Origin of the sequence: Streptomyces sp. NPDC051136, assembly GCF_044455745.1 — a bacterium.
Taxonomy (GTDB): Bacteria; Actinomycetota; Actinomycetes; order Streptomycetales; family Streptomycetaceae; genus Streptomyces.
The window spans coordinates 387,986-410,391 of sequence record NZ_JBITFE010000008.1; the positions used below are offsets into that span (position 1 = coordinate 387,986).

17 protein-coding genes are annotated in these 22,406 nt (G+C 72.2%); 4 read left to right on the plus strand and 13 right to left on the minus strand.

Going from position 1 to position 22,406, the window contains the following annotated elements:
* Positions 1 to 14: 14 nt before the first annotated feature.
* Entirely contained in the window at positions 15 to 2,174 is a 2,160-nt protein-coding gene (locus ACIBCJ_RS24605; protein ID WP_365978439.1) for a RecQ family ATP-dependent DNA helicase, read from the minus strand.
* Positions 2,175 to 2,463: 289 nt separating this feature from the next.
* Here ACIBCJ_RS24605 and ACIBCJ_RS24610 point away from each other — a divergent pair, with 289 nt between their 5' ends.
* The gene (locus ACIBCJ_RS24610; protein ID WP_362101374.1) at positions 2,464 to 3,078 is read left to right on the plus strand and encodes a hypothetical protein; all 615 of its coding nucleotides are present in this window, start codon (positions 2,464 to 2,466) and stop codon (positions 3,076 to 3,078) included.
* 314 nt (positions 3,079 to 3,392) lie between these two features.
* Here the strand turns inward: ACIBCJ_RS24610 and ACIBCJ_RS24615 are convergent, their stop codons facing one another.
* From ACIBCJ_RS24615 to ACIBCJ_RS24625, 3 genes are all read right to left on the minus strand, one after another.
* Entirely contained in the window at positions 3,393 to 4,106 is a 714-nt protein-coding gene (locus ACIBCJ_RS24615) for a hypothetical protein (RefSeq protein WP_365978440.1), read from the minus strand.
* Positions 4,107 to 4,174: 68 nt separating this feature from the next.
* Complete coding sequence (locus tag ACIBCJ_RS24620) at positions 4,175 to 4,876, minus strand: ribonuclease HII (protein WP_362513417.1); 702 nt, start codon at positions 4,874 to 4,876, stop codon at positions 4,175 to 4,177.
* Positions 4,877 to 4,957: 81 nt separating this feature from the next.
* Positions 4,958 to 5,578, minus strand: a complete 621-nt coding sequence (locus tag ACIBCJ_RS24625; protein WP_362105052.1) for a TetR/AcrR family transcriptional regulator — start codon at positions 5,576 to 5,578, stop codon at positions 4,958 to 4,960.
* A 187-nt stretch (positions 5,579 to 5,765) separates the two neighbouring features.
* On the opposite strand from ACIBCJ_RS24625, the gene ACIBCJ_RS24630 reads away from it, so the two are divergent.
* A complete protein-coding gene (locus ACIBCJ_RS24630) occupies positions 5,766 to 7,313 on the plus strand; it encodes an MFS transporter (protein ID WP_362513419.1) in 1,548 nt (515 codons plus the stop codon).
* Between the two features lie 333 nt (positions 7,314 to 7,646).
* Here ACIBCJ_RS24630 and ACIBCJ_RS24635 read toward each other — a convergent pair whose 3' ends face one another.
* From ACIBCJ_RS24635 to ACIBCJ_RS24645, 3 genes are all read right to left on the minus strand, one after another.
* Positions 7,647 to 8,552, minus strand: coding sequence for an ADP-ribosylglycohydrolase family protein (locus ACIBCJ_RS24635; RefSeq protein ID WP_365978441.1), 906 nt, complete (start codon positions 8,550 to 8,552; stop codon positions 7,647 to 7,649).
* A 12-nt stretch (positions 8,553 to 8,564) separates the two neighbouring features.
* A complete protein-coding gene (locus ACIBCJ_RS24640) occupies positions 8,565 to 9,224 on the minus strand; it encodes a histidine phosphatase family protein (RefSeq protein WP_133890124.1) in 660 nt (219 codons plus the stop codon).
* A gap of 115 nt (positions 9,225 to 9,339) precedes the next feature.
* Positions 9,340 to 9,954, minus strand: coding sequence for a YdbC family protein (locus ACIBCJ_RS24645; protein WP_362105063.1), 615 nt, complete (start codon positions 9,952 to 9,954; stop codon positions 9,340 to 9,342).
* Positions 9,955 to 10,110: 156 nt separating this feature from the next.
* On the opposite strand from ACIBCJ_RS24645, the gene ACIBCJ_RS24650 reads away from it, so the two are divergent.
* Positions 10,111 to 10,644: a TerD family protein gene (locus ACIBCJ_RS24650; protein WP_362105066.1), complete on the plus strand. Its 534-nt coding sequence runs from the start codon at positions 10,111 to 10,113 to the stop codon at positions 10,642 to 10,644.
* Positions 10,645 to 10,778: 134 nt separating this feature from the next.
* Here the strand turns inward: ACIBCJ_RS24650 and ACIBCJ_RS24655 are convergent, their stop codons facing one another.
* Both ACIBCJ_RS24655 and nrdR read right to left on the minus strand, forming a co-directional pair.
* Positions 10,779 to 13,682, minus strand: a complete 2,904-nt coding sequence (locus ACIBCJ_RS24655) for a vitamin B12-dependent ribonucleotide reductase (RefSeq protein WP_362105069.1) — start codon at positions 13,680 to 13,682, stop codon at positions 10,779 to 10,781.
* Positions 13,683 to 13,849: 167 nt separating this feature from the next.
* Positions 13,850 to 14,398: a transcriptional regulator NrdR gene (nrdR, locus tag ACIBCJ_RS24660; protein WP_362105072.1), complete on the minus strand. Its 549-nt coding sequence runs from the start codon at positions 14,396 to 14,398 to the stop codon at positions 13,850 to 13,852.
* A 617-nt stretch (positions 14,399 to 15,015) separates the two neighbouring features.
* Between nrdR and lexA the strand changes: the two genes are divergently transcribed.
* Complete coding sequence (gene lexA, locus ACIBCJ_RS24665; RefSeq protein WP_133890119.1) at positions 15,016 to 15,795, plus strand: transcriptional repressor LexA; 780 nt, start codon at positions 15,016 to 15,018, stop codon at positions 15,793 to 15,795.
* Positions 15,796 to 15,917: 122 nt separating this feature from the next.
* Here the strand turns inward: lexA and ACIBCJ_RS24670 are convergent, their stop codons facing one another.
* From ACIBCJ_RS24670 to ACIBCJ_RS24685, 4 genes are all read right to left on the minus strand, one after another.
* The gene (locus ACIBCJ_RS24670) at positions 15,918 to 17,972 is read right to left on the minus strand and encodes an ATP-dependent DNA helicase (protein ID WP_365978442.1); all 2,055 of its coding nucleotides are present in this window, start codon (positions 17,970 to 17,972) and stop codon (positions 15,918 to 15,920) included.
* 216 nt (positions 17,973 to 18,188) lie between these two features.
* The gene (locus tag ACIBCJ_RS24675) at positions 18,189 to 18,878 is read right to left on the minus strand and encodes a GNAT family N-acetyltransferase (protein ID WP_365978443.1); all 690 of its coding nucleotides are present in this window, start codon (positions 18,876 to 18,878) and stop codon (positions 18,189 to 18,191) included.
* 29 nt (positions 18,879 to 18,907) lie between these two features.
* Positions 18,908 to 21,019: an IucA/IucC family protein gene (locus ACIBCJ_RS24680; RefSeq protein WP_365978444.1), complete on the minus strand. Its 2,112-nt coding sequence runs from the start codon at positions 21,017 to 21,019 to the stop codon at positions 18,908 to 18,910.
* Positions 21,016 to 22,338, minus strand: coding sequence for an aminotransferase class III-fold pyridoxal phosphate-dependent enzyme (locus ACIBCJ_RS24685; protein ID WP_365978445.1), 1,323 nt, complete (start codon positions 22,336 to 22,338; stop codon positions 21,016 to 21,018). The genes ACIBCJ_RS24680 and ACIBCJ_RS24685 overlap by 4 nt, the downstream gene beginning before the upstream one ends.
* Positions 22,339 to 22,406 lie beyond the last annotated feature (68 nt).

Sequence of the window (22,406 nt, forward strand, 5' to 3'; positions counted from 1 at the left end):
TGTGGTCCCTCGCCCTACCCCGCCAGGGCGAGGACGAGCGGGAGCACCTCGGCGGCACCGGCCCGGCGCAGCAGGCGCGCGCCCACGGCCAGGGTCCAGCCGGAGTCGGTGTAGTCGTCGACGAGGAGGACGGGGCCGGGGGTGCCCGCCAGGGCGGCCGAGAGATCGCCGGGCACGGTGAACGAATCGGCCAGGGCGCGCAGCCGCTGGGCGGAGTTGCTGCGGTGGGCGGCGTACTCGTCGGCCTGCGGGGTGTGGGCGAGGGTGCCCAGCAGCGGGAGCCTGCCGACCCGCGCCACCTCCTCGGCGAGCGAGGAGACCAGCTGGGGGCGGCTGCGGGAGGGCATGGCGACGACGCCCACGGGCCTCGCCACCGCGCCGGGAGAGCCGTCGGCCCAGCCGCCCGGTGAGCGGGCCCAGTCGGCCAGCACCGTCACGACGGCGGCCAGCACGTCGTCCGGGACGGGGCCGTCCGCCGCCTGCGCCGCCAGCAACGGGCGCAGCCGGTTGCCCCAGCCGATGTCCGAAAGCCTTCCCAGCGCCCGCCCTGTCATGGCCTGCTGACCTGCGGGAATTCGGCCCTTGAGGTCCATGCCCACCGCGGCGAGGCCGGTCGGCCACATCTTGCGCGGCTCGACCTCCACGCCCGGGCGGTCCAGCTCTCCCGTCGCCGCCGCGAGGGAGGCGGCGGAGACGGCGGGGTCCAGCCAGGGCCCGGCGCAGGTGTCACAGCGTCCGCACGGGGAGGCCTTCTCGTCGTCCAGCTGCCGTTGCAGGAACTCCATCCGGCACCCGGTGGTGGCCACGTAGTCCCGCATGGCCTGCTGCTCCGCCTGCCGCTGCCGGGCCACCCACGCGTACCGCTCCGCGTCGTACACCCACGGCCGGCCCGTGGCGGTCCAGCCGCCCTTCACGCGCTTGACCGCGCCGTCCACGTCGAGCACCTTGAGCATGGTCTCCAGCCGCGAACGGCGGAGGTCCACCAGCGGCTCGAGCGCCGGCAGGGACATCGGCCGCCCCGCCTCCTCCAGCACCGCCAGCGTGCGCCGCACCTGCTCCTCCGGCGGGAAGCCCACCGAGGCGAAGTACGCCCAGATCGCCTCGTCCTCCCGCCCCGGCAGCAGCAGGACGTCCGCATGGTCCACACCACGACCCGCACGCCCCACCTGCTGGTAGTAGGCGATCGGGGACGAGGGTGATCCCAGGTGCACGACGAAGCCGAGATCGGGCTTGTCGAAACCCATGCCGAGGGCCGACGTGGCCACGAGCGCCTTCACCCGGTTCGCCAGCAGATCCTCCTCGGCCTGCAACCGGTCGGCGTTCTCGGTCTTCCCTGTGTAGGAGGCCACCGGGTAGCCGCGCTGCCGCAGGAACGCCGCCACCTCCTCGGCGGCCGCCACCGTCAGCGTGTAGATGATCCCGGACCCCGGCAGGTCCCCGAGCCGCTCCCCCAGCCACGCCAGCCGGTGCGCCGCGTCGGGCAGCTCGAGCACGCCGAGGCGGAGACTCTCCCGGTCGAGCGGTCCCCGCAGCACCAGGGCGTCCCCGCCCCCCGTGCCCAGCTGCTCCGCCACGTCGGCCGTGACCCGCGCGTTGGCGGTGGCGGTGGTGGCCAGCACGGGCACCCCGGGCGGCAGCTCGGCCAGCATCGTGCGCAGGCGCCGGTAGTCGGGGCGGAAGTCGTGGCCCCAGTCCGAGATGCAGTGCGCCTCGTCCACCACGAGGAGACCGGTCGTGGCCGCGAGCCTCGGCAGCACCTGGTCGCGGAAGTCCACGGAGTTGAGGCGTTCCGGGCTCACGAGGAGGACGTCGGTCTCGCCCCGCTCGACCTCGCCGTAGACCGTTTCCCACTCCTCCGGGTTGGCCGAGTTGATCGTGCGCGCCCGGATCCCCGCCCGAGCGGCCGACTCGACCTGGTTGCGCATCAGCGCCAGCAGCGGCGAGATGATCACCGTGGGCCCCGCGCCACGCCGGCGCAGCAGAGCGGTGGCGACGAAGTACACGGCCGACTTGCCCCAGCCGGTGCGCTGCACCACGAGAGCGCGCCGCTGCTCCTCCACCAGGGCCGCGACGGCCTGCCACTGATCCTCCCGCAGCCGCGCGGAACCGTCCCGGTCGCCGACCAGCTCGGCGAGGACGGCGTCGGCTTCGGTGCGCAGTTCCACGTGGTCCATCCCCCCATGCAACCCGATGGCACCGACAATCGGCGAATCAGGAGGGGCCCGCAGCGCGCGCCGCGTCCCATGCGTCGTCCGGCACCACTCCGGGTAGGGATATAGAACGCACATCGGCTGATATGGGTCCTCGGTCCCAATTGCTCGTTGCCGCATCTGAGTTCGACAGGAAGAATTGAAGTCCGCTCCCCGCAGGGCCCTTCCGAGTCTCCGGCAGGGCGTCGCTGCGGTGCGCGCTCCCCGAATCCGACCCTGCCCGCAGTGTGGGCGCGTAGCCGAAGGGAGGAACGTGACCTTCGGATTCGCTCCGTCCTCGGCGGCCTCGTTTTCACCGTCCGCCGCTTCCGCCACTCGCATGCTCGAACCGGCGGAGTGGGCCGCCGCCGGCATCCCGCTGCTGCGCAATCCGCGGGAGGTCGTCAGCGGGCTGCACGCGCGCCACCGTCCCGAACCGGCGACGGCGGTCGTGGCCGTGCTCGACCCGGACGAACGGCTGCGCGCCAGCGCCTCGTTCACCAGCCGACGCTCCCCCGCCGACGGATGGCTGTTCCGCAACGCCCTGCTCTCCCAGCTGCGCCGCGTCATCCCGCACGACCTGCGGCGCCGCACACCGGTGCGCACCGCCGTGCTGCTCTACTGCCGTGAGGGCGACGCGCGTTGGACGCAGGAGGACGGTGCGTGGATGTGGGGGCTGCGGGACGCCTGCACACTGCACGGACTGCGCTGCGGCGCGTACATCACGCTGACCCGGGACGGCTGGCAGGTGCTCGGCGAGGACCGCGGCGGGCGCCGGCCCAACGCGGCGTCGGCACCGGAGCCCTTCGCCACGGCGGAGGCTCCACCCCCGCCGCCACGCACCGGAGGCGTCGCCTCGGACGTGCTGCGCCGCGCGGCGGCCCGCTGAACCCCGCGCGAGCGACGGTGCCGAGGCGGGCCCAGGGCCGACCCGAACGGTGACGCGCGACGCGCGACCGCCCACGGCCGGCCAGAACGGCGATGCACGCCCCGCTCACGACCGGCCACCACCCGGTCGGCGAACCGGCCTGCGCGCGGGTGAACCCGTACGCAGCCCCGGAGTCGCGTCGGACGCGACCGGGTGCGCCGGAGCCGCCACCGTGCGGTCCCGCAGTCCCGCAGTCCCGCAATCCCTAAGTCCTGCGGTTCTGCGGCCGGCACCCCGTGGCGCACCGGCACCTCGTCACAGTGGACGGGAAGGGCTCAGACGCCCGCGCCCAGCACCGAGTTGATCCGCTGCGGGTCGCCGCAGACGATCAGCAGGGCGCCGGCCCGGGAGTGGGCCGCGGCCAGGGCGGTGACAGCGGCGGCCTCGGGGCCTCCGTTGAGCGCGACCACGACCACCGCTCGCGACGCGGCACGGTCGGCGAGGGCAGCGTCGGCGTAGAAGACGTCGTCGCCCGCGTCGTGCTGCGCCCAGTAGGCGGCATCGCCGAAGGAAAGTTCATGCGCCGCCCACGGGTGCGGGTCACCGGTGGTGATCACCAGCACGTCACCGGGGGTGCGCCCCGAGTCCAGCAGCAGGTCCACGGCCTCTTCGGCGGCGTCGAGCGCACCGTCGGGCGTGGCCGGGACCAACTGGATCTGCGGGGCGGCCGGCGTGGTGGCCGCGGGGGCCGGGACAGCCGGGCCCGCGGGTGCGGGCACGGCCGCAGGTGCGGGCTTGGCGGCCGGTGCGGGCTTGGCGGCCGGTGCGGGCTTGGCGGCCGGTGCGGGCTTGGCCGCGGCGGTGTCGCGCGGCGCGCGCTGCGCCGGCGGCGCCGGCCGCACCGGGCCGGGACGGCCGGGGCGCGGCGGAGCCGCGGGGCGGGGACCGGGTACGGGGCGGGGGGTCGACGCGGTGCGGCCACTGGCCGGAGTGGCGCGGGGACCCTGGGCCTTCTCGTGAATCTGAGGCTCCTCGGGAATGAGAGGCATGAGCTGATATCTATCAAACACTGGTGCGGCTCGCGTCGGCGGGTGTCACCTGCCTGCGAGCGCAACGGTCAGAAGTCGAAGCCGAGCTGACCGTTCATGGCCGGAACGCTTCCGTCCGTCCAACTGCGGACCTTCTTGAGGTGCCGCCACTGGGGCAGCGCATCAAGATACGCCCACGACAAGCGGTGGTGCGGGGTGGGGCCCCGCTCCTCCAGTGCGGCCTTGTGCACGGGCGACGGATACCCGGCGTTGTCCGCAAAACCGAAGTCTGCATGGTCGACACCCAGTTCGGCCATCATTTTGTCGCGCTGAACCTTGGCGAGCACCGAGGCCGCCGCGACGGCGACGCAGGACTGATCGCCCTTGATCACCGTACGGACCCGCCAAGGCGCCCCGAGGTAGTCGTGCTTGCCGTCGAGGATGACGGCTTCGGGCCGGACCGGCAGGGCCTCCAGGGCCCGCCCCGCCGCCAGTCGCAGCGCGGCGGTCATACCCAGCGCGTCGATCTCCTCCGGGGAGGCGTGCCCCAGGGCGTAGGACGTGACCCAGGTGTGCAGCTCGACCGCGAGTTCGGTGCGCCGCTTGATGGTGAGGAGCTTGGAGTCGGTCAGGCCGGCCGGGGGCCGGCGCAGACCGGTGATCGCGGCACAGACGGTGACCGGACCGGCCCACGCACCGCGCCCCACCTCGTCGACACCGGCAATGATCTTCGCTCCGGTCGTGGCGCGAAGGGAGCGCTCGACGGTGTGAGTAGGGGGTTCGTACGGCATGACGCCCTTAGCCTACGCCGCCGTGAACCTTCGGCGACACCCCGGTCCCCGAACGCGTCCGGGGCTGCTCGGCGGCCCGGTTCAGGGGCTGTCGGGCCGCAGCAGCGGGACCATCAGCTGGTCGATCATTTCCTCGAGCTCGCGGTCCGTCCATTCACTTGCACAAATCTTCGCGCGATACATCATCATCGCCGGGATGGCGTCGAAGACGTACCCGTTGGCCGCGTCATGCCGCACCTCCCCCCGCGCCATTCCCCGGTTGACGACCTCGCGGATCATCACGAGGGTCGGCTCCACCACGCCCTTGATGATCACCGCATGGAAACGCTCGGCCTGCGTCGTGTCGCATTCGTGAATCACCGAACGCAGCGCGAAACCGGGCCGGGAGTACATCGCGTCGCGCGCCCTGCGGCACAGCTCGAGCAGGTCCTCGCGCACGCTCCCGAGGTCGGGGAGCGTGTCGAAATCGGGCAGCCCGGACCGCAGCGCGTCCGCGACGAGGTCCTCCTTCGACGGCCATCGACGGTAGACGGCCGCCTTGCCGGTCTGCGCGCTCGCGGCCACACCCTCCATCGTCAGGCCGTTCCAGCCGACGGTGCCCAGCTGGTCAAGCGCGGCTTCGAGGATGGCGCGCTCCAGGACTGCGCCTCGCCGGCGGGAGGGCGTCTGGGCGGAGGCGGCCACCCAGTGTGAAGCAACCATGTCGGAGGCCTCCAGAAAAGCGGTGAAAACGGGTATTCGGGGATAAGGCGGTCATCGCGCGCCCGCAACGGGGGATCGGACGCACGACGGCTCAATAAGTGAACGGTTGCGTTCACTGTCTCCGGTTCACTAACGTTGAAGCAACAGTGAACGCGAGCGTTCACTAAGTCATCGTGGGGGACACATAGTGACAACCTCTTCTCTGTCCAAAGACCAGAAGCCGGGAGCGGCCCGCCGGGAGGGGCATCCCGGCATCGCACTCGCCGTCATCGCGGCCTGCCAACTCATGGTCGTACTCGACGCGACGATTGTGAACATCGCGCTCCCGCACATCCAGAGCGCGCTCGCGTTCAGCACCACCGACCTCACCTGGGTCGTCAGCGCGTATACGCTCACCTTCGGCGGGCTGCTGCTGCTCGGCGGCCGAGCCGGTGACATCCTCGGCAGGCGTCGGGTCTTCATGACCGGCATCCTGCTGTTCACCTTCGCCTCGCTGCTCGGCGGCTTCGCCCAGGAGCCCTGGCAGCTGCTGGCGGCGCGCGTCCTCCAGGGCATGGGCGGTGCCATCGCGTCGCCCACGTCGCTGGCCCTGATCACCACGACTTTCCCCGAGGGACCGGAACGCAACCGGGCCTTCGGTGTCTTCGCCGCCGTCTCCGCGGGCGGCGGCGCCATCGGCCTGCTGGCGGGCGGCATGCTCACCGAGTGGCTCGACTGGCGCTGGGTGCTCTTCGTGAACGTGCCGATCGGCCTGCTGATCGCCGTGCTCGCACCGCTATACATCAACGAGTCCGAACGGCACTCCGGCCGCTTCGACATAGCCGGCGCCGTGACTTCCACGGCAGGCATGGCGTCGCTCGTCTACGGCTTCATCCGGGCCGCGGACAAGGGCTGGCGGGACAACCTGACCATCGGCTCCTTCGCGGCGGCCGCGGTCCTGCTGGCGGCCTTCGTCTTCATCGAGCAGCGGGCCAAGGAACCGATCACACCGCTGAAGATGTTCGCCGACCGCAACCGCTCCGGCACGTACGTGATCATGCTGTGCCTGGCCGCGGCGATGTTCGGCATGTTCTTCTACATCGTGCTGTTCGTCCAGAACGTGCTCGGCTACACCCCCATCGAAGCCGGTCTGGCCTTCCTGCCGGTCACGGTCGTGATCGCGCTGGGGGCGGGCCTGTCGCAGCGGTTCCTGCCCGTCTTCGGTCCCAAGCCCTTTATGGTCGCGGGCTCGACGCTCGCCGCGATCGGGCTCGGCTGGCAGGCCCTGATCAGCTCCGACAGCTCCTACGTCGGCGGCATCCTGGGACCGATGCTGATCTTCGGTTTCGGTATGGGGCTGAACTTCGTGACGCTGACGCTGACCGCCGTCTCCGGGGTCGCCCAGCACGAGGCGGGCGCCGCGTCGGGGCTGCTCAACGCGATGCAGCAGGTGGGCGGCTCGATCGGTCTGGCCATCCTGACCACGGTCTTCGGCACGGCCAGCAGGGACGAGGCCAAGACACAGGTGCCGGACTTCCTCGCCAACGCGTCGCCGGAGCAGAAGGCGGAGTTCGCGCGGACGCACCAGCTGCCCGCTCCCTGGTCGCACGAGGTGCTGGCCCAGGGCATCAGCGCGGCCTTCATCCCCGCTGCCGCCATGGCCGTACTCGCCCTGGTCACGGCGTGGCTGGTGATCCGGGTGCGCAAGAGCGACCTGGAGGCGCTGTCCGGCACGGCCGGGCCGGGCATGGGCTGACCCTGCGGAACCGCGGGACGGGCGGGAGCCACCGGCGGACGGCCCGGCCGCCCGCCGCAGCCCGGCCCGCGGGCACCCGGCCACCCCGGTGCCCCACCGCCCGTACGAAAGTGCGGACAGCCCGAGGGCCGGCAGGAGCACGGACAGCAGTACGGCGGAAAGCCGGACGACGGACAGCGGCGCGGCGAGCGCCGACGGCGCCTCCATGTCCCACCCCCTCGTGACTCCCGAGCCCGCCGGGCACCGATGCCCCGCGCAACTGCTGTCATGACAACGCCGGAGCCGTCACGAAGAGTTCCCGAAGTGCACGGAGAGTCGCGACGCGCGGTTCCGTCAGGCCGCCGCCGTCATCCAGGCGGGCAGCGCCTCGACCCGTGCCACCCACTCGGGCGGCGGTGCCCCCGCACGGCCGGACGCGACGACCCCGCCCACGATGGCGCAGGTCGTGTCCACGTCTCCGCCGACCTGGGCGGTGGTCCAGAACGCGGTCTCGTAGTCCCCGAGCGCCCGTGCCGCGGACCAGAGCGCGAAGGGGACCGTGTCGTGCGCGGTCGTACGCCGGCCGCAGCCCAGGACGGCGGCGACCGTGGCCGCGTCGCCGTAGTCGAGCATGTCCCGGGCGCGGCGCAGACCCGCGCCCACCGCGCTCTTCGGCACCAGTGCGATCACCCCGTCGAGGAGCGCGTGAGCGGAGGGCGGGCCGGCCGGATCCGCGGCCAGCGCGGCGGCGGCAGCGACGGCCATGGCGCCGACCACCGCTTCACGGTGCTGGTGGGTCGGGTAGGCGGAGATCTCCGCCTGGTGGGTCGCCTGTTCCGGGTCGTCCGCGTACCAGGCGCCCAGCGGCGCGATGCGCATGGCGGCGCCGTTGCCCCAGGAGCCCTGGCCGTTGAACAGCGCCGCGGCCAGCTCGCGCCAGTCGCCGCCCTCCCGGACCAGTCGCAGCAGCCGGTTGACCGCGGGGCCGTACCCCCGGTCGAAGTCGTGATGCCGGGCGAAGGAGAGCGCCAGCGCGTCCTGGTCGACGCGGTGGTGGGCGGCGAGGACGGAGACCACGGAACAGGCCATCTCCGTGTCGTCCGTCCACTGCCAGGTGCCGGGCGGCAGCTCGCGGCGTCCCAGCAGCGGATAGTTCGCGGGGACGAAGAACTGCGAGCCCAGCGCGTCCCCGACCGACAGTCCGCGCAGGCTGGAAAGGGCGCGGTCCAGGCGCCCGTCGGGAGAAGATTGAGCGGTCATCGCCCTGCCACTCTATCCGGTGATCCCGTACGGTTCCGGATCTCGCCAGCGTTCGAAGGGCCGGTCAAGGGTGTACTTGCCGTCCTCACCGAGAACGAGCATGCGCATCTCGGCGTTCCCCGGATTGGACAGCGACTCGAACTCGGCGACCGTCCAGTGGAACCACCTCATGCAGAACAGCCGCATGGCCAGCCCGTGGGTCACCAGCAGCACGTTCGGCGGGTGGTCGGGATCCTCGAAACTGCGGAACAGGCTCTCCAGGAAGCCGCCGACCCGGTCGTACACGTCGGCGCCGGACTCGCCCTGCGCGAACCGGTAGAAGAAGTGTCCGTAGGCGTCCCGGTAGGCCTTCTGCAGACGTACGTCGTCACGGTCCTGCCAGTTGCCCCAGTCCTGCTCGCGCAGTCGGGGCTCCTCCCGTATCCGTATGCGGTCCGGGTCGAGGCGGAAGGCGCGGAGGGTCTCGTGGGTACGGCGGTAGGGGGAGACGTAGACGCTGATCCGCTCACGGCCGAAGATCTCGCGCAGCCCCCTGCCGGTCTCCTCGGCCTCCGCCCGGCCCCGGTCGGTGAGGGCCAGCGCGTGGTCGGGTTCGCGCTCGTACACGGTGTCATCGGCGTTGCCGATCGACTCGCCGTGCCGGACAAGGACGATGCGCCGTGGTCGTGCCATGCCAGAACCCTAGATCGAGACGGGCGGAACCCAAGACTCGTACGGCCCCGTACGGCGTACGTCACACAGATTCCACACCTGGCGGAAGCGGGGGGCGGCCAGGCGGCACCGGGTCTCAGACGGTCCAGGAGGGTTCGAGCCGCACGATGTCACCCGTCAGCGCGGCGATGTCGGCCTCCGTCTGGGCACGCAGCGCGAGCCGCTCCAGCCGCTCGGTGCGGTACTTCCCGTGCTCGGCCGCGGACAGCCACATGGACAGGACGAGGTACTCGTTGTGGCCGTTGCCCGGGGATTCGCCGAACAGGCCGCGGATCATGCCGGGCGAACCCGCCATCGCCGGGTTCCAGACCTTCTCCTGCATGAGGACGTAGTGCTCGGCCCGCTCCTCGTGGACCCGGCACAGCGCCACCCTCAGCACGTCGGCGTCGGTGAAGCGCGGCTCGAATCCGGTCTTCACGTCGAACCGGTGGTCGAAGAGTCTGACCTGGGCGTCCTTGAAAGTGCCCACCTGGGCCGCGGCCAGCCTGTCGTGGGAGCGGGCCATGAAGGAGTCGTAGAAGGCGCGGCTCTCCCAGAAAGCGAAGACGTGCGCCACGTCCGGCCGCTCCCGGCTCCAGCCGCCCCCCTGCCCACGAAATCCCGGCTCCCCCGGAAGCCCCGCCCACTTCCGCTGCCCCCGCTCGAAACCGCGGCGGTCCACCACGGTGCAGCGAATCCACTTGACCAGCACCGCGCCATGGTAAGGCCCAGGAACGTGGTACTGGCTGCTCTCCGGACGAACGCTTGCCCGCACCTGTGTCCTGGTGCGTGGCAGGATGGACAACCGGCCGCCACCGCCCGGCAGTTCGGGGGCCGGGCAGGGCGGGGGACCTGGGAAGGGGAGTCTGTGAACGGTCTCAGCAAAGGCATGCGCAAGGTCGAGGTCGCGCTGCGGTGGGACCCGAGTCCGGCGGGGACGCCGGCCGCCGACCTGGACCTCGTCGCCGGGACCTATACGGCGGACGATCCGTACGGCGCTCCGGCCTACCTGGTGCACTTCGACAGCCGCTCGCCCGACGGCACGATCTATCTCAACCGGGACAGCAAGGACGGCAAGGGCTTCGGTTTCGACGAGGTCATGATGCTGGAGCTGGAGCGGCTCGACGTCCGGTACGCGCGCGTGGTGGTGGGCGTCGCCATACAGCAGCGCGCCGAGGACCGGACGTTCGCCGACGTGTCCGCCCCCGGTCTGCGCATCCGCGAGGGGTACACCGACCTGGCCACCGAGGACTTCGGCGGCGTCCTGGGCGCCACGGCGGCGACGGTCGCGGAGTTCGTCCGGGACGAGACGGGCGCATGGGAGTTCCGAGCCGGAGTGCACGGCTTCGACGGGGACCCCGCGACCTTCACCCGGGTGATGGGCGCGGCACACCGCCCCTGAGGTCCCACGGAAGCGGAGAGGGCGCCGACCCGTGGTCGGCGCCCTCTCTCATGCGTGGCTCAGTGCCCTCGGCGGCCGGTGCCCGACGGCGTGTCGGCCGCGGGACCGCCCGCGTTCGGCGGGCGGTGCCGGCTTCAGCTGCAGCCGCTGGTCGAGCCGCAGCCCTCGCAGATGTAGCAGGAGCCCGCGCGCTGCATCTTCGTGCCGCAGGAGAAGCACAGCGGGGCGTCGGCCTGGATGCCAAGCTGCATCTCCACCAGCTCGGCGCTGGTGTGCGCCTGCTGCGGAACGGGCTTGGCTGCCTCGGACTCGGCCTTCGGCGTGGCGACCGCCTTCAGTTCCTGGGCGCGCGGCGCCGACTGGGCCAGGCCCTCGACGTCCATCTCGTCGTCGGACGGCTCGTAGGACCCGGTCTCCAGGTGGCGCTGACGCTCCTCGGCGGAGTGGATGCCGAGCGCGGAGCGCGTCTCGAAGGGCAGGAAGTCCAGCGCCAGGCGGCGGAAGATGTAGTCGACGATCGACTGCGCCATCCGCACGTCCGGGTCGTCCGTCATGCCGGCCGGCTCGAAGCGCATGTTGGTGAACTTCGAGACGTACGTCTCCAGCGGCACCCCGTACTGGAGGCCGACGGAGACCGCGATGGAGAACGCGTCCATCATGCCCGCGAGGGTCGAGCCCTGCTTGGACATCTTGAGGAAGACCTCGCCCAGGCCGTCGTCCGGGTAGGAGTTGGCCGTCATGTAGCCCTCGGCGCCGCCGACCGTGAAGGAGGTGGTGATGCCGGGACGACCCTTCGGGAGACGCTTGCGCACCGGGCGGTACTCGACGACCTTCTCGACGGTCTCGCGGATGGCCGCCTCGGTCTTCTCGGTGATCTCCGCCTTCTCCGTGTCCTTGACCGACTTGGTCTTGGCGGAGAGGGGCTGGCCCACCTTGCAGTTGTCGCGGTAGATGGCGAGCGCCTTGACGCCCATCTTCCACGCCTCGAAGTAGACCTCCTCGACGTCCTCGACGGTCGCCGACTCCGGCAGGTTGACCGTCTTGGAGAGGGCGCCGGAGATCCACGGCTGGATGGCGGCCATCATGCGGACGTGGCCCATCGCGGAGATGGAGCGCTCGCCCATCGCGCAGTCGAACACCTCGTAGTGCTCGTGCGCGAGGCCGGGCGCGTCGACCACGTTGCCGTTCTCGGCGATGTGGGCGACGATCGCCTCGATCTGCTCCTCCTGGTAGCCCAGGCGGCGCAGGGCCTGCGGGACGGTGCCGTTGACGATCTGCATCGAGCCGCCGCCGACCAGCTTCTTGAACTTGACCAGCGCGAGGTCGGGCTCCAGGCCGGTGGTGTCGCAGGACATCGCGAGACCGATGGTGCCGGTGGGGGCGATGACGGACGCCTGGGAGTTGCGGAAGCCGTTCTTCTCGCCGAGGCGCAGCACGTCCTGCCAGGCCTCCGTGGCGGCGGCCCAGATCGGCGTGTCGAGGTCGTCCATGCGGACGGCCCTGGCGTTCTCGTCGGAGTGCTGCTTCATGACCCGCAGGTGCGGCTGCGCGTTGCGGGCGTAGCCGTCGTAGGGGCCGACGATCGCGGCGAGCTCGGCGGAGCGCCGGTACGACGTGCCGGTCATCAGGGAGGTGATGGCACCGGCCAGGGCGCGGCCGCCGTCGGAGTCGTAGGCGTGGCCGGTCGCCATCAGCAGCGCGCCGAGGTTGGCGTAGCCGATGCCGAGCTGCCGGAAGGCGCGGGTGTTCTCGCCGATCTTCTGGGTCGGGAAGTCCGCGAAGCAGATGGAGATGTCCATCGCGGTGATGACCAGCTCGACGACCTTGGAGAAGCGCTCGGCGTCGAAGGACTGGTTGCCCTTGCCGTCGTCCTTCAGGAACTTCATCAGGTTCAGCGAGGCGAGGTTGCAGGACGTGTTGTCCAGGTGCATGTACTCGCTGCACGGGTTCGAGCCGTTGATGCGGCCGGACTCCGGGCACGTGTGCCACGCGTTGATGGTGTCGTCGTACTGGATGCCCGGGTCGGCGCAGGCCCAGGCGGCCTCGGCCATCTTGCGGAACAGCGCCTTGGCGTCGACCTCCTCGATGACCTCGCCGGTCATGCGGGACGTCAGGCCGAACTTGCCGCCGTCCTGCACGGCCTTCATGAACGTGTCGTTCACACGGACCGAGTTGTTGGCGTTCTGGTACTGGACGGACGTGATGTCGTCGCCGCCCAGGTCCATGTCGAAGCCCGCGTCGCGCAGGGCGCGGATCTTCTCCTCCTCCTTGACCTTGGTCTCGATGAAGTCCTCGATGTCGGGGTGGTCGACGTCGAGGATGACCATCTTGGCCGCGCGGCGGGTGGCACCGCCGGACTTGATGGTGCCGGCCGAGGCGTCGGCGCCGCGCATGAAGGAGACCGGTCCCGAGGCGTTGCCGCCGGAGGAGAGCAGTTCCTTGGAGGAGCGGATCCGGGAGAGGTTCAGGCCGGCTCCGGAGCCGCCCTTGAAGATCATGCCCTCTTCCTTGTACCAGTCGAGGATCGACTCCATGGAGTCGTCGACGGACAGGATGAAGCAGGCGGAGACCTGCTGCGGCTGGGGCGTGCCGACGTTGAACCACACCGGGCTGTTGAAGCTGAAGATCTGGTGCAGGAGGGCGTAGGCCAGCTCGTGCTCGAAGATCTCGGCGTCGGCGGGCGAGGCGAAGTACTTGTGGTCCTCACCGGCCTTCCGGTACGTCTTCACGATGCGGTCGATGAGCTGCTTCAGGCTCACCTCGCGCTGCGGGGTGCCCACGGCGCCCCGGAAGTACTTGCTGGTGACGATGTTGACCGCGTTCACCGACCAGAACTCGGGGAACTCGACGCCACGCTGCTCGAAGTTGACCGAGCCGTCGCGCCAGTTGGTCATGACGACGTCACGACGCTCCCACGCCACCTCGTCGTAGGGGTGGACGCCGGGAGTGGTGTGGACGCGCTCGACGCGGAGTCCCTTGCCCGCCTTGGTGCCCTTGGCGCGGGAACTCCGTGCCGGACCGCTCGCCGTCTCTGTCATGCCGCCTCCCTGTACGGGCGAAAACGCCCTGAAGTGCCCCGATTGTTCCCGTGGCACGGTGTTCTGTCTGGTGTTGCGGGCCTCTCCTGCACTGCCCGCAACAGGTCTTTCTCGTTCGCCGCCGTCCGGCCGGCCCCGGGCGCCGAAGTCCGGGTCCGGCCCGCCGATCAGTCGGCGGCGCCTGCGGGCTCGGGGACCTGTCCGGCCCCCGCGGGCCCGCGGTCGTTCTCCTGGCTCCCCGCGCCGGTGTCGTCGTCCGGGCCGGAGGGCCTCGTCGTCTCCCTCAGTTCCGTGATCGCGGCCTCGAAGTCCTCGAGCGAGTCGAACGCCCGGTAGACCGAGGCGAACCGCAGGTAGGCGACGAGGTCGAGCTCCTGCAACGGGCCGAGGATGGCCAGCCCCACGTCGTGGGTGGTCAGCTCGGCACTTCCGGTCGCCCGCACCGCCTCCTCGACCCGCTGGCCGAGCTGGGCGAGCGCGTCCTCGGTGACGGGCCGGCCCTGGCAGGCCTTGCGCACACCGTTGATGACCTTGGTGCGGCTGAACGGTTCGGTGACCCCGGACCGCTTCACCACCATGAGCGAGCAGGTCTCCACGGTGGTGAACCGTCGAGAACAGTCGGGGCACTGGCGGCGCCTGCGGATCGACGTGCCGTCGTCGGTCGTACGGCTGTCGACGACACGGCTGTCGGGGTGCCTGCAGAAGGGGCAGTGCATGGACTCCGAACCCTCCTCACAGCAGACTCAACAGCCTCGAAAGGCCCTTCAGGCCCCTCGAAGCAGCCCCCAGCATAGGCGATCGCGATGGACTCGAAGACCCGGGGGACCACAACTTGTGGGCTGCTGATGCAATCCAACCACTAGATGTGGGGATTGGCTCATACATACACGCCGTGCACGCGTGTCGCAGCTCTCCGTACGCGCGCAGGCGCTCGCCGGTCCGGGGGCGCCACGGAGACGCCGCGCCCGCACGCTCACCGCGGGGAGGCGCAGGGCCCCCGGTACCCGCACCCGTACGGCCGTATCCCTCTCGCGCATGCGGAGATACCGTGGGCGCCGCGGGGAGGGGGCGTGGGACTACCGCACAGATGGGAGACCGGTCCCGTCGAACGGGAAGCCGGATGGCAGACTGGGGCGACATCCCGCAGGTTGTCACCACGGCGGTGAAGAGTACAGCAATAGGCCCTTTTGTCCGCCAGGCGCCACGGTAGCTATACACCCAGACATGCAAATCGAGCGAGCGATTCCCGTTTTTTCACTCGAACGTGTGTTTGGCGCAACCTTTCGAAAGCTACTACCGTTGTGCTGCAGGGAGACCATCGAGAGGGGCCGACGTGACCACCACCGCCGACAGTGCCACCATCACTGCCCAGGAGCGCCCCCAGGGCCGCCCTGAGCCGGTGCACGCGATGAACGACGCCGCGAATCCCGAGGGGCACAAGCGCTCCCTGCCCGGGCGACCTCCCGGCATCCGGGCGGACAGCTCGGGGCTCACCGACCGCCAGCGCCGCGTCATCGAGGTCATCCGCGACTCGGTGCAGCGACGCGGGTACCCGCCGTCGATGCGGGAGATCGGCCAGGCCGTCGGCCTCTCCAGCACGTCGTCCGTGGCCCACCAGCTGATGGCGCTGGAACGCAAGGGCTTCCTGCGCCGCGACCCGCACCGGCCCCGCGCCTACGAGGTGCGCGGTTCCGACCAGGCGGCCTCGGTGCAGCCCACGGACACCGCCGGAAAGCCGGCCGCGTCGTACGTGCCGCTGGTCGGGCGCATCGCCGCCGGTGGTCCGATCCTCGCCGAGGAGTCCGTCGAGGACGTCTTCCCGCTCCCCCGGCAGCTGGTCGGCGACGGCGAGCTGTTCGTCCTGAAGGTCGTCGGCGACTCGATGATCGAGGCCGCGATCTGCGACGGCGACTGGGTCACGGTCCGCCGCCAGCCGGTCGCGGAGAACGGCGACATCGTGGCCGCGATGCTGGACGGCGAGGCCACCGTCAAGCGCTTCAAGCGCGAGGACGGCCACGTCTGGCTCCTTCCGCACAACGCGGCCTACGAGCCGATCCCCGGCGACGACGCGACCATCCTCGGCAAGGTGGTGGCCGTACTGCGTCGCGTCTGAGCGCCACGGCGGGCGGGTACGCGTGAAGCGACCCGCCGACCCGACCGGGCCCCGGAACCTCTGCGCCGGTTCCGGGGCCCCGCGCTGTCCGGGGCCGGGTGGACCGGCGCGGGGCGGTGTCTTCAGTCGCCCTGGGGCTGCTCCGCGCTCTCCGTCCGCGCCGCGCCCTCCGTCGGCCCGGCGGTCTCGGCCTGCTTCGCCTTCGCGTCGATCGCGGCGAGCGACTTGCGGACCTGGTTGCGGTCCGTGGTGAACCAGAAGTCGGGCAGGGACGCCTTCAGATAGCTCCCGTACCGGGCCGTCGCCAGCCGCTGGTCCAGGACCGCGACCACCCCACGGTCGCCGGACGCCCGGACGAGCCGGCCCGCGCCCTGGGCCATCAGCAGGGCGGCGTGGGTGGCGGCGACCGCCATGAAGCCGTTGCCCCCGGCCTCCTCCACCGCCTTCTGGCGCGCGCTCATCAGGGGGTCGTCCGGGCGCGGGAACGGGATCTTGTCCATGACGACCAGCTGACAGCTCGGCCCGGGGACGTCGACGCCCTGCCACAGGGACAGCGTGCCGAAGAGGCAGGTCTGCGGGTCGGCGGCGAAGTTCTTGATCAGCTCCCCGAGGGTCTCCTCGCCCTGGAGCAGGATCGGGTACTCCGGGATCCGCGCGCGCAGCTCCTCGGCGGCCAGCTGGGCCGCGCGCATCGAGGAGAACAGCCCCAGCGTGCGGCCGCCCGCCGCCTGGATCAGCTCGGTGAGCTCGTCGAGCATGTCGCCGCGGTCGCCGTCCCGGGCGGGGCGGGCCAGGTGCTTGGCGACGTAGAGGATGCCCTGCTTGCGGTAGTCGAAGGGGGAGCCCACGTCGACGCCCTTCCACTGGGGCACGTCGTCGCCCTCAGTGCCCTCGGGGGCCAGGCCGAGCGACGCCCCGACGCCGTTGAAGTCACCGCCCAGCTTCAGGGTGGCGGAGGTCAGGATTACCGAGCGGTCGGTGAAGAGCTTCTCCCGCAGCAGGCCCGAGACGGACATCGGAGCGACCCGCAGGGAGGCCCCACTGTGGCGATACGCGGCTCCGCCGCGGGGCTCATGGCGCTCGTACCAGACGACGTCCCACTCGGAGCCGTTGGTGATCCGCTCCGCCACGTCGTGCACGGACTCCACGGAGGCCAGTGCCTGCTTGCGGACCGCGTCCTCGTCCTGCACGGACTTGTCCCGGGTGGACCCGATGCCCGAGATGACCGTGCGGCAGGCGTCCCGCAACGCCATCAGGGCGTAGCCCAGGTCCTCCGGGATCTCCTCCAGGCGGCCGGGCAGCGCCAGCTCCATCAGCCGCTCGAAGCCCTCGGCGGCGGTCTGGAGCTGGTCGGCGGCCTTCTCGTTGACCAGTTTCGCGGCGCGGCGCACCGCGCGGTTGACCTGGCCGGGGGTCAGCTCGCCGGTGGCAACGCCGGTGACCCGGGAGACCAGCTCGTGCGCCTCGTCGACGATCAGCACCTCGTGCTGCGGCAGGACGGGGGCGCCCTCGATGGCGTCGATCGCGAGCAGGGCGTGGTTGGTGACGACGACGTCGGAGAGCTTGGCCCGCTCCCGGGCCGCCTCGGCGAAGCACTCGGCGCCGTAGGCGCACTTCGAGGCGCCCAGACACTCCCGGGAGGACACCGAGACCTGCGACCAGGCGCGGTCGGAGACACCCGGTGTGAGGTCGTCACGGTCACCGGTCTCGGTCTCGTCGGCCCAGTCGCGCATCCGCAGCAGGTCCTGGCCCAGCCTGCTGGTGGGGGCGGCCGCCTCGAACTGGTCGAAGAGGCCTTCCTCCTCGTCCTGCGGCACGCCCTCGTGCAGGCGGTGCAGACACAGGTAGTTCGACCGGCCCTTGAGCATCGCGAACTCCGGGCGGCGGCGCAGCTGCGGGTGGAGCGCGTCGACCGTGCGGGGCAGGTCGCGCTCGACGAGCTGGCGCTGCAGGGCCAGGGTCGCCGTGGCCACGACCACCCGCTCCCCGTGTGCCAGCGCGGGCACCAGGTACCCCAGTGACTTTCCGGTGCCGGTGCCGGCCTGGACCAGCAGATGGGAGCCGCCGTCGATGGCTTCCTCGACGGCTTCGGCCATGGCCACCTGGCCGGGACGCTCCGTGCCGCCGACGGCGGTGACGGCGGCGTGCAGGAGTTCGGGGAGTGAGGGCTTCGTCATAGCGCGACCACCCTACGGCCCAGGACTGACAGACGGGTGGGCAAGGCGGATGCCGGGGGCGGGAGCGGCGCCGGGTACGGGCGGGGCTGCGGGGACGGGCGGGGCATCGGTGGCTCCTGTACGGGCAGCGGCCGGCTGGCGGGGCGAGAGGCGGCCGGTCAGCGGGGCGAGAGGCGGCCGGCTGGTGGTGCGCGCGGCGGCGACGGGCACGGTGCGTCAGGAGGGCTCCCGCGCCGCCCGTTCGCGGACCATCAGGGCGGCCCGCTTGCCGGGCAGGTCCACCACGGCCGTCTGCCGGAACCCGGCGCCGAGGAACGCCGCGACGGACGTCTCGTTGCGGACGTCGGGTTCGGCGAGCACGCGCGTGCAGGCGGGGCGCGCCGCGAGGATCAGGTCGGCGACGGCCCTGAGCAGCTCGGTCCCGAGACCCCTCCCCCGGTCGGCCTCGTCGCCGATCAGCAGGTGGACCCCGGTGTCGTGCGGCCGGACCGGGCAGTACCGGGCCAGCGGGTCCAGGTCGGCCCGGTAGATCTCCCAGTAGCTCATCGGCGCCCCGTCCAGCGTCCCGACGCACGGGACGCTGCGTCCGTCCCCGGCCAGCTGCGCCCGCAGGTGTTCCTCGGTCACGCTCGGCGGTCCGGCCAGCTCCCAGTACGCGGCGACGGCGGGGTCGTTCATCCAGCGCGCGACCAGCGCGGTGTCCCGGTCGAGGTCGACGGGCACCAGCCGGAGGACGCCGGCGGTGGTGGCGCCCGGCCCCCAGTCGGCGAGCCGGTCGAGGAGATCGGCGGGTCCGTGCTCCGCCGCCCGACCGGCATCGTTCCCGGCGCCGCGGAAGAGGGCGACGAACTCCTCGGGCAGCTGGAGGTCCAGGGTGTCCTCGGCGCTCGCGTCGGTGGGATTCACAGTGTCGCTCCTTCGGCAGGGCGGCCCGCTCAGGCGTGCAGGGGGTTGGCGATGGTGACGTAGACGGACTGGGTGTCCACCGGGCCGACGAGTTCGTCGAGGCCGTGCAGCCGGGTGAGCAGGTTCGCCTTGCAGCGCAGCACCGGCGAGTCGAGGAGGCGGGCGGGGAGCGGGCTCGCCGGTGCGGCGGCGCTCGCGGCCTGCTCGCCGAGGAAACGGCGGAAGGCCGCCAGCAACGTCCTCTCGTCGGCGAGCGACTGGGAGCCGAAGGCACCGACGAGACCGAAGACGTTGTTGACGGCGAGGTAGTAGGCGAAACGCTCGTCGGTGACGTCGTCGGCCACGAACGTGTCGCTGTGCGCTCCGATGCCGGGCAACCGGGCGTCGAGTTCCGCGCGCCGGGATGCGCGGAAGTAGTAGCCCTGGTTGTCGCGGTAGCGGCCGCCGGCGGGCCAGCCCTGCGCGTCCAGCAGGACGAGCGTGTTCTGCTGGTGTGCCTCCAGCGCGATCCCCGCATGGGCGTCCAGCCACAGGACGGGGCGCACGACGTGGTGGAGGTAGCGCAGGAACCACTCGACGGCGACGGCTCCGCGCGGGCGGCCGGTCCGCCCGGCGAGCCGGGTGAGGATCTCGGCCAGCCGGGACCGTGCGGGGACTCCGCACGCGGCATGTCCGCACCCGCCGTGCCCGGACGTGCCCCGCCCGGACGTGCCCTGCCCGCACCCGCCGCCGTCCGCGGTCCCGGCCGCCGACGACCCGGGGTGCGGCTGCGGTGCGACGAGCGAGGCCACGCAGGAGACGTCGTCCGAGGGCCGGAACGGGTTGTGCCGGACGACCACGTCGAGCCCTCGCACGGGCGTGCCGTCCGGTGCGTCGACGGCGAGCCAGGCGGGGTCGCGGACGATGTCGAAGTCCGGGTGGGCCGCCCGCCACCGGCGGGACAGCCCCCGGCGCAGCAGACGGTGCACCTCGACACCGCGGTGGAGTTCCTTGCGGAGGTTCTCCCGGCGGGAGTTGGTGATGTGCAGGGCCAGCGAGAGCTTGAGCATGGCGGGAGCCCCGCTGCGGTGCACGGTGCGTACGGAGGACGTGGGGTGCCACGCCGGGCCGTGCGCGCCGAGGTCCCGGAGCAGGCCGGTGTCCAGCAGTGCGGCCGTCTCCGGCCGGTGCAGCACCGCCCGGAACTGCCAGGGGTGCAGGGGCAGAAGGGCGTACCCGTGCGGGGGCGCCGGGCCGTCCGCGGCGAGGCGCGCGGTGAGCGCGGGCGCGGTGACGGGGCGCCCGCCCTCGGTCCAGGCGGAGTCGGCGGCGAGTACGGAGGGGGCGACGGCCAGCCAGTGCAGGGGGAAGGCGCCGCGCAGCTCCGGGGAGTACCGGCGCGCCTCGGCATCGGTGAGACCGGCACGGCTCTTCGGGGCGGGGTGCAGCGGGTGCCCGAGCAGAAGCGCCTGTTCGGCGGCGAGGAAGAGGTCGGGCCCGTCGCTGTCTCCCGCACCGTCGCGGCGAGCGCCGGGGGCGGGCGCGGGCCGTTCCGCGCGGTCCCGGAGGAATACGGCGGTGTGGCGGACGGAGTCGGCGACGCGCGCGACGAGGTCGAGCCCCTCGGGCCCCGGGACACCGTCCGTCTCCCGAGCGAGCAGCGCGGCCAGCGTGACCGCGTCCACGGGAGGTGCCGAGACGGGGGCACCGCTCAGCCGGGGGGCGCCGAAACGGTGCCCTCCGGTCGGGGACCAGTAGTGGACGGGGACGACGAGGGCCGTGCCGGAGGCCGGGAGCGGGACGTGGAGGACGCCGTCGCCGGGGGCGGACACGCCGGCCTCCCTGGCCCAGCAGCGGAGGAGGTTCTCCGTGGCCGTGGCCTGCGCGGCGGCGTAGGGACCGAGGGGAGCCCCGGGCTCGGCCCCGTGCGAAGGGGAACCGGCCCCCGGCTGCCGCGGTCCGGGGAAACTCCCGGTCCCAACCGATCGGGCCTCGGCTTCGGCCGGACGCACCGGAGCAACCGGCGCCCCGGGTGCGAAGGCGGCCGCGGAGACCGGCGGTTCGGATGCGAAGGCGGCCGTGGAGACCGGCGGTTCGGGTGCGGAGTCGGTGGGCAACGCGGGTCCTCCTGGCGTGTGGTGTCTCCGGACGGGGGGCCTCATCGAGGGGTGTGCTCCCCGGGCGAAGCGGCAGCCCCACCGTCGCGCCGGCGGTCCACCGCCTGTACGGCGTCCGCGAGTCGGTCCAGCACGGCCGACATCTGCTCCTCGGTGACGATGAGCGGAGGCAGCAGGCGTACGACGTTCGCGTGCGGTCCCGTGACGTCCACGATCAGCCCGCGGCGCAGGCACTCCTGCCGCACGGCGGCGGCCAGTTCGGCAGGAGAGGCGGGGCGGGCACGGTCCGCGGGGCCTACGGGCGCGCCGTCCGGTGCCACCAGCTCGATGCCGGCCAGCAGGCCCCGCCCGCGGACATCCCCGAGGCACGCGAACTCCTCGGCGAGCGCCCGCAGTCGGGTCAGCGTGCGGCCGCCCAGCTCGGCGGCGTGCTCGGCGAGGCGGTGTTCACGGACGTGGGCGAGGGTGGCCGCGCCTGCGGCCAGGGCCAGTTGGTTGCCCCGGAAGGCACCGGCCCCGGGCGGCGCACCGGCGCACGGCCGTCCGAAGCCTTCCGCACCGTCCGTGCCGTCCGCGGTGTGCACGCCTCCCCCGTCCCCCAGGTCGTCGCGGTGGACCACCGCGGCCAGCGGCAGGCTGCCGCCGATCGCCTTCGCGAGGACCAGCACGTCGGGCGTGACTCCGCTGTGCTCGAACGCCCAGAAGGCGCCGGTCCGTGCGACCCCCGTCTCGCTCTCGTCGACGATGAGCGGGACGGCCCGTTCGGCGGTGCGGGCGCGCAGACGCCGTACCAGGGCGTCCGGTGCCGGGAACACCCCGGCCTCGCTCCGTACCGGGTCCAGGAGGAGTCCCGCGGGCAACTGCTGGGCCGACTCCCCGAGGTCGGGGAGCGACGCGTGGTCCTCGGCGGCGGCCACCACCCGGGTCCGTCCGGTGGCGGCGCGGACCAGTGCGGTGGCGGTGGTGACCGGGTCGGTCCCGGCCGGGCCGCAGAACCGCACGCGCGCGTGATCGGCGAGTCCGGGCGGCAGCGTCCGCAGCAGCTCGGTGACGAAGGCGTTCTCGACCGGGGTGGTGAGGCCCATGACGTGCAGGGGGGCGCCCGAGTCCAGGACCGCGCGGATCGCCTCCAGGACGACGGGGTGGTTGTGGCCGAGGGCCAGCGTGCCCGCGCCGGAGACGCAGTCCAGGTAACGGCGGCCGTCGGCGCCCTCGATGGTGAGTCCCCGTGCCCGGACCGGTACGACCGGGAGCGCCCGCGGGTAGGTGCGGGCGGCCGGTTCGCGCCCCGGTTGACGCCTCGAAGCGCCCTCCGTCGCGGTCGAGGAGCCGACTTGCCCAGCGGCCTCCCGTCCGGTGCGCACCCATGCCGTACGCGCCCGCCCGGCTGCCCTCACCCCGGCCGGCCCGGCGTTACCGCCTCCGGCCGCAC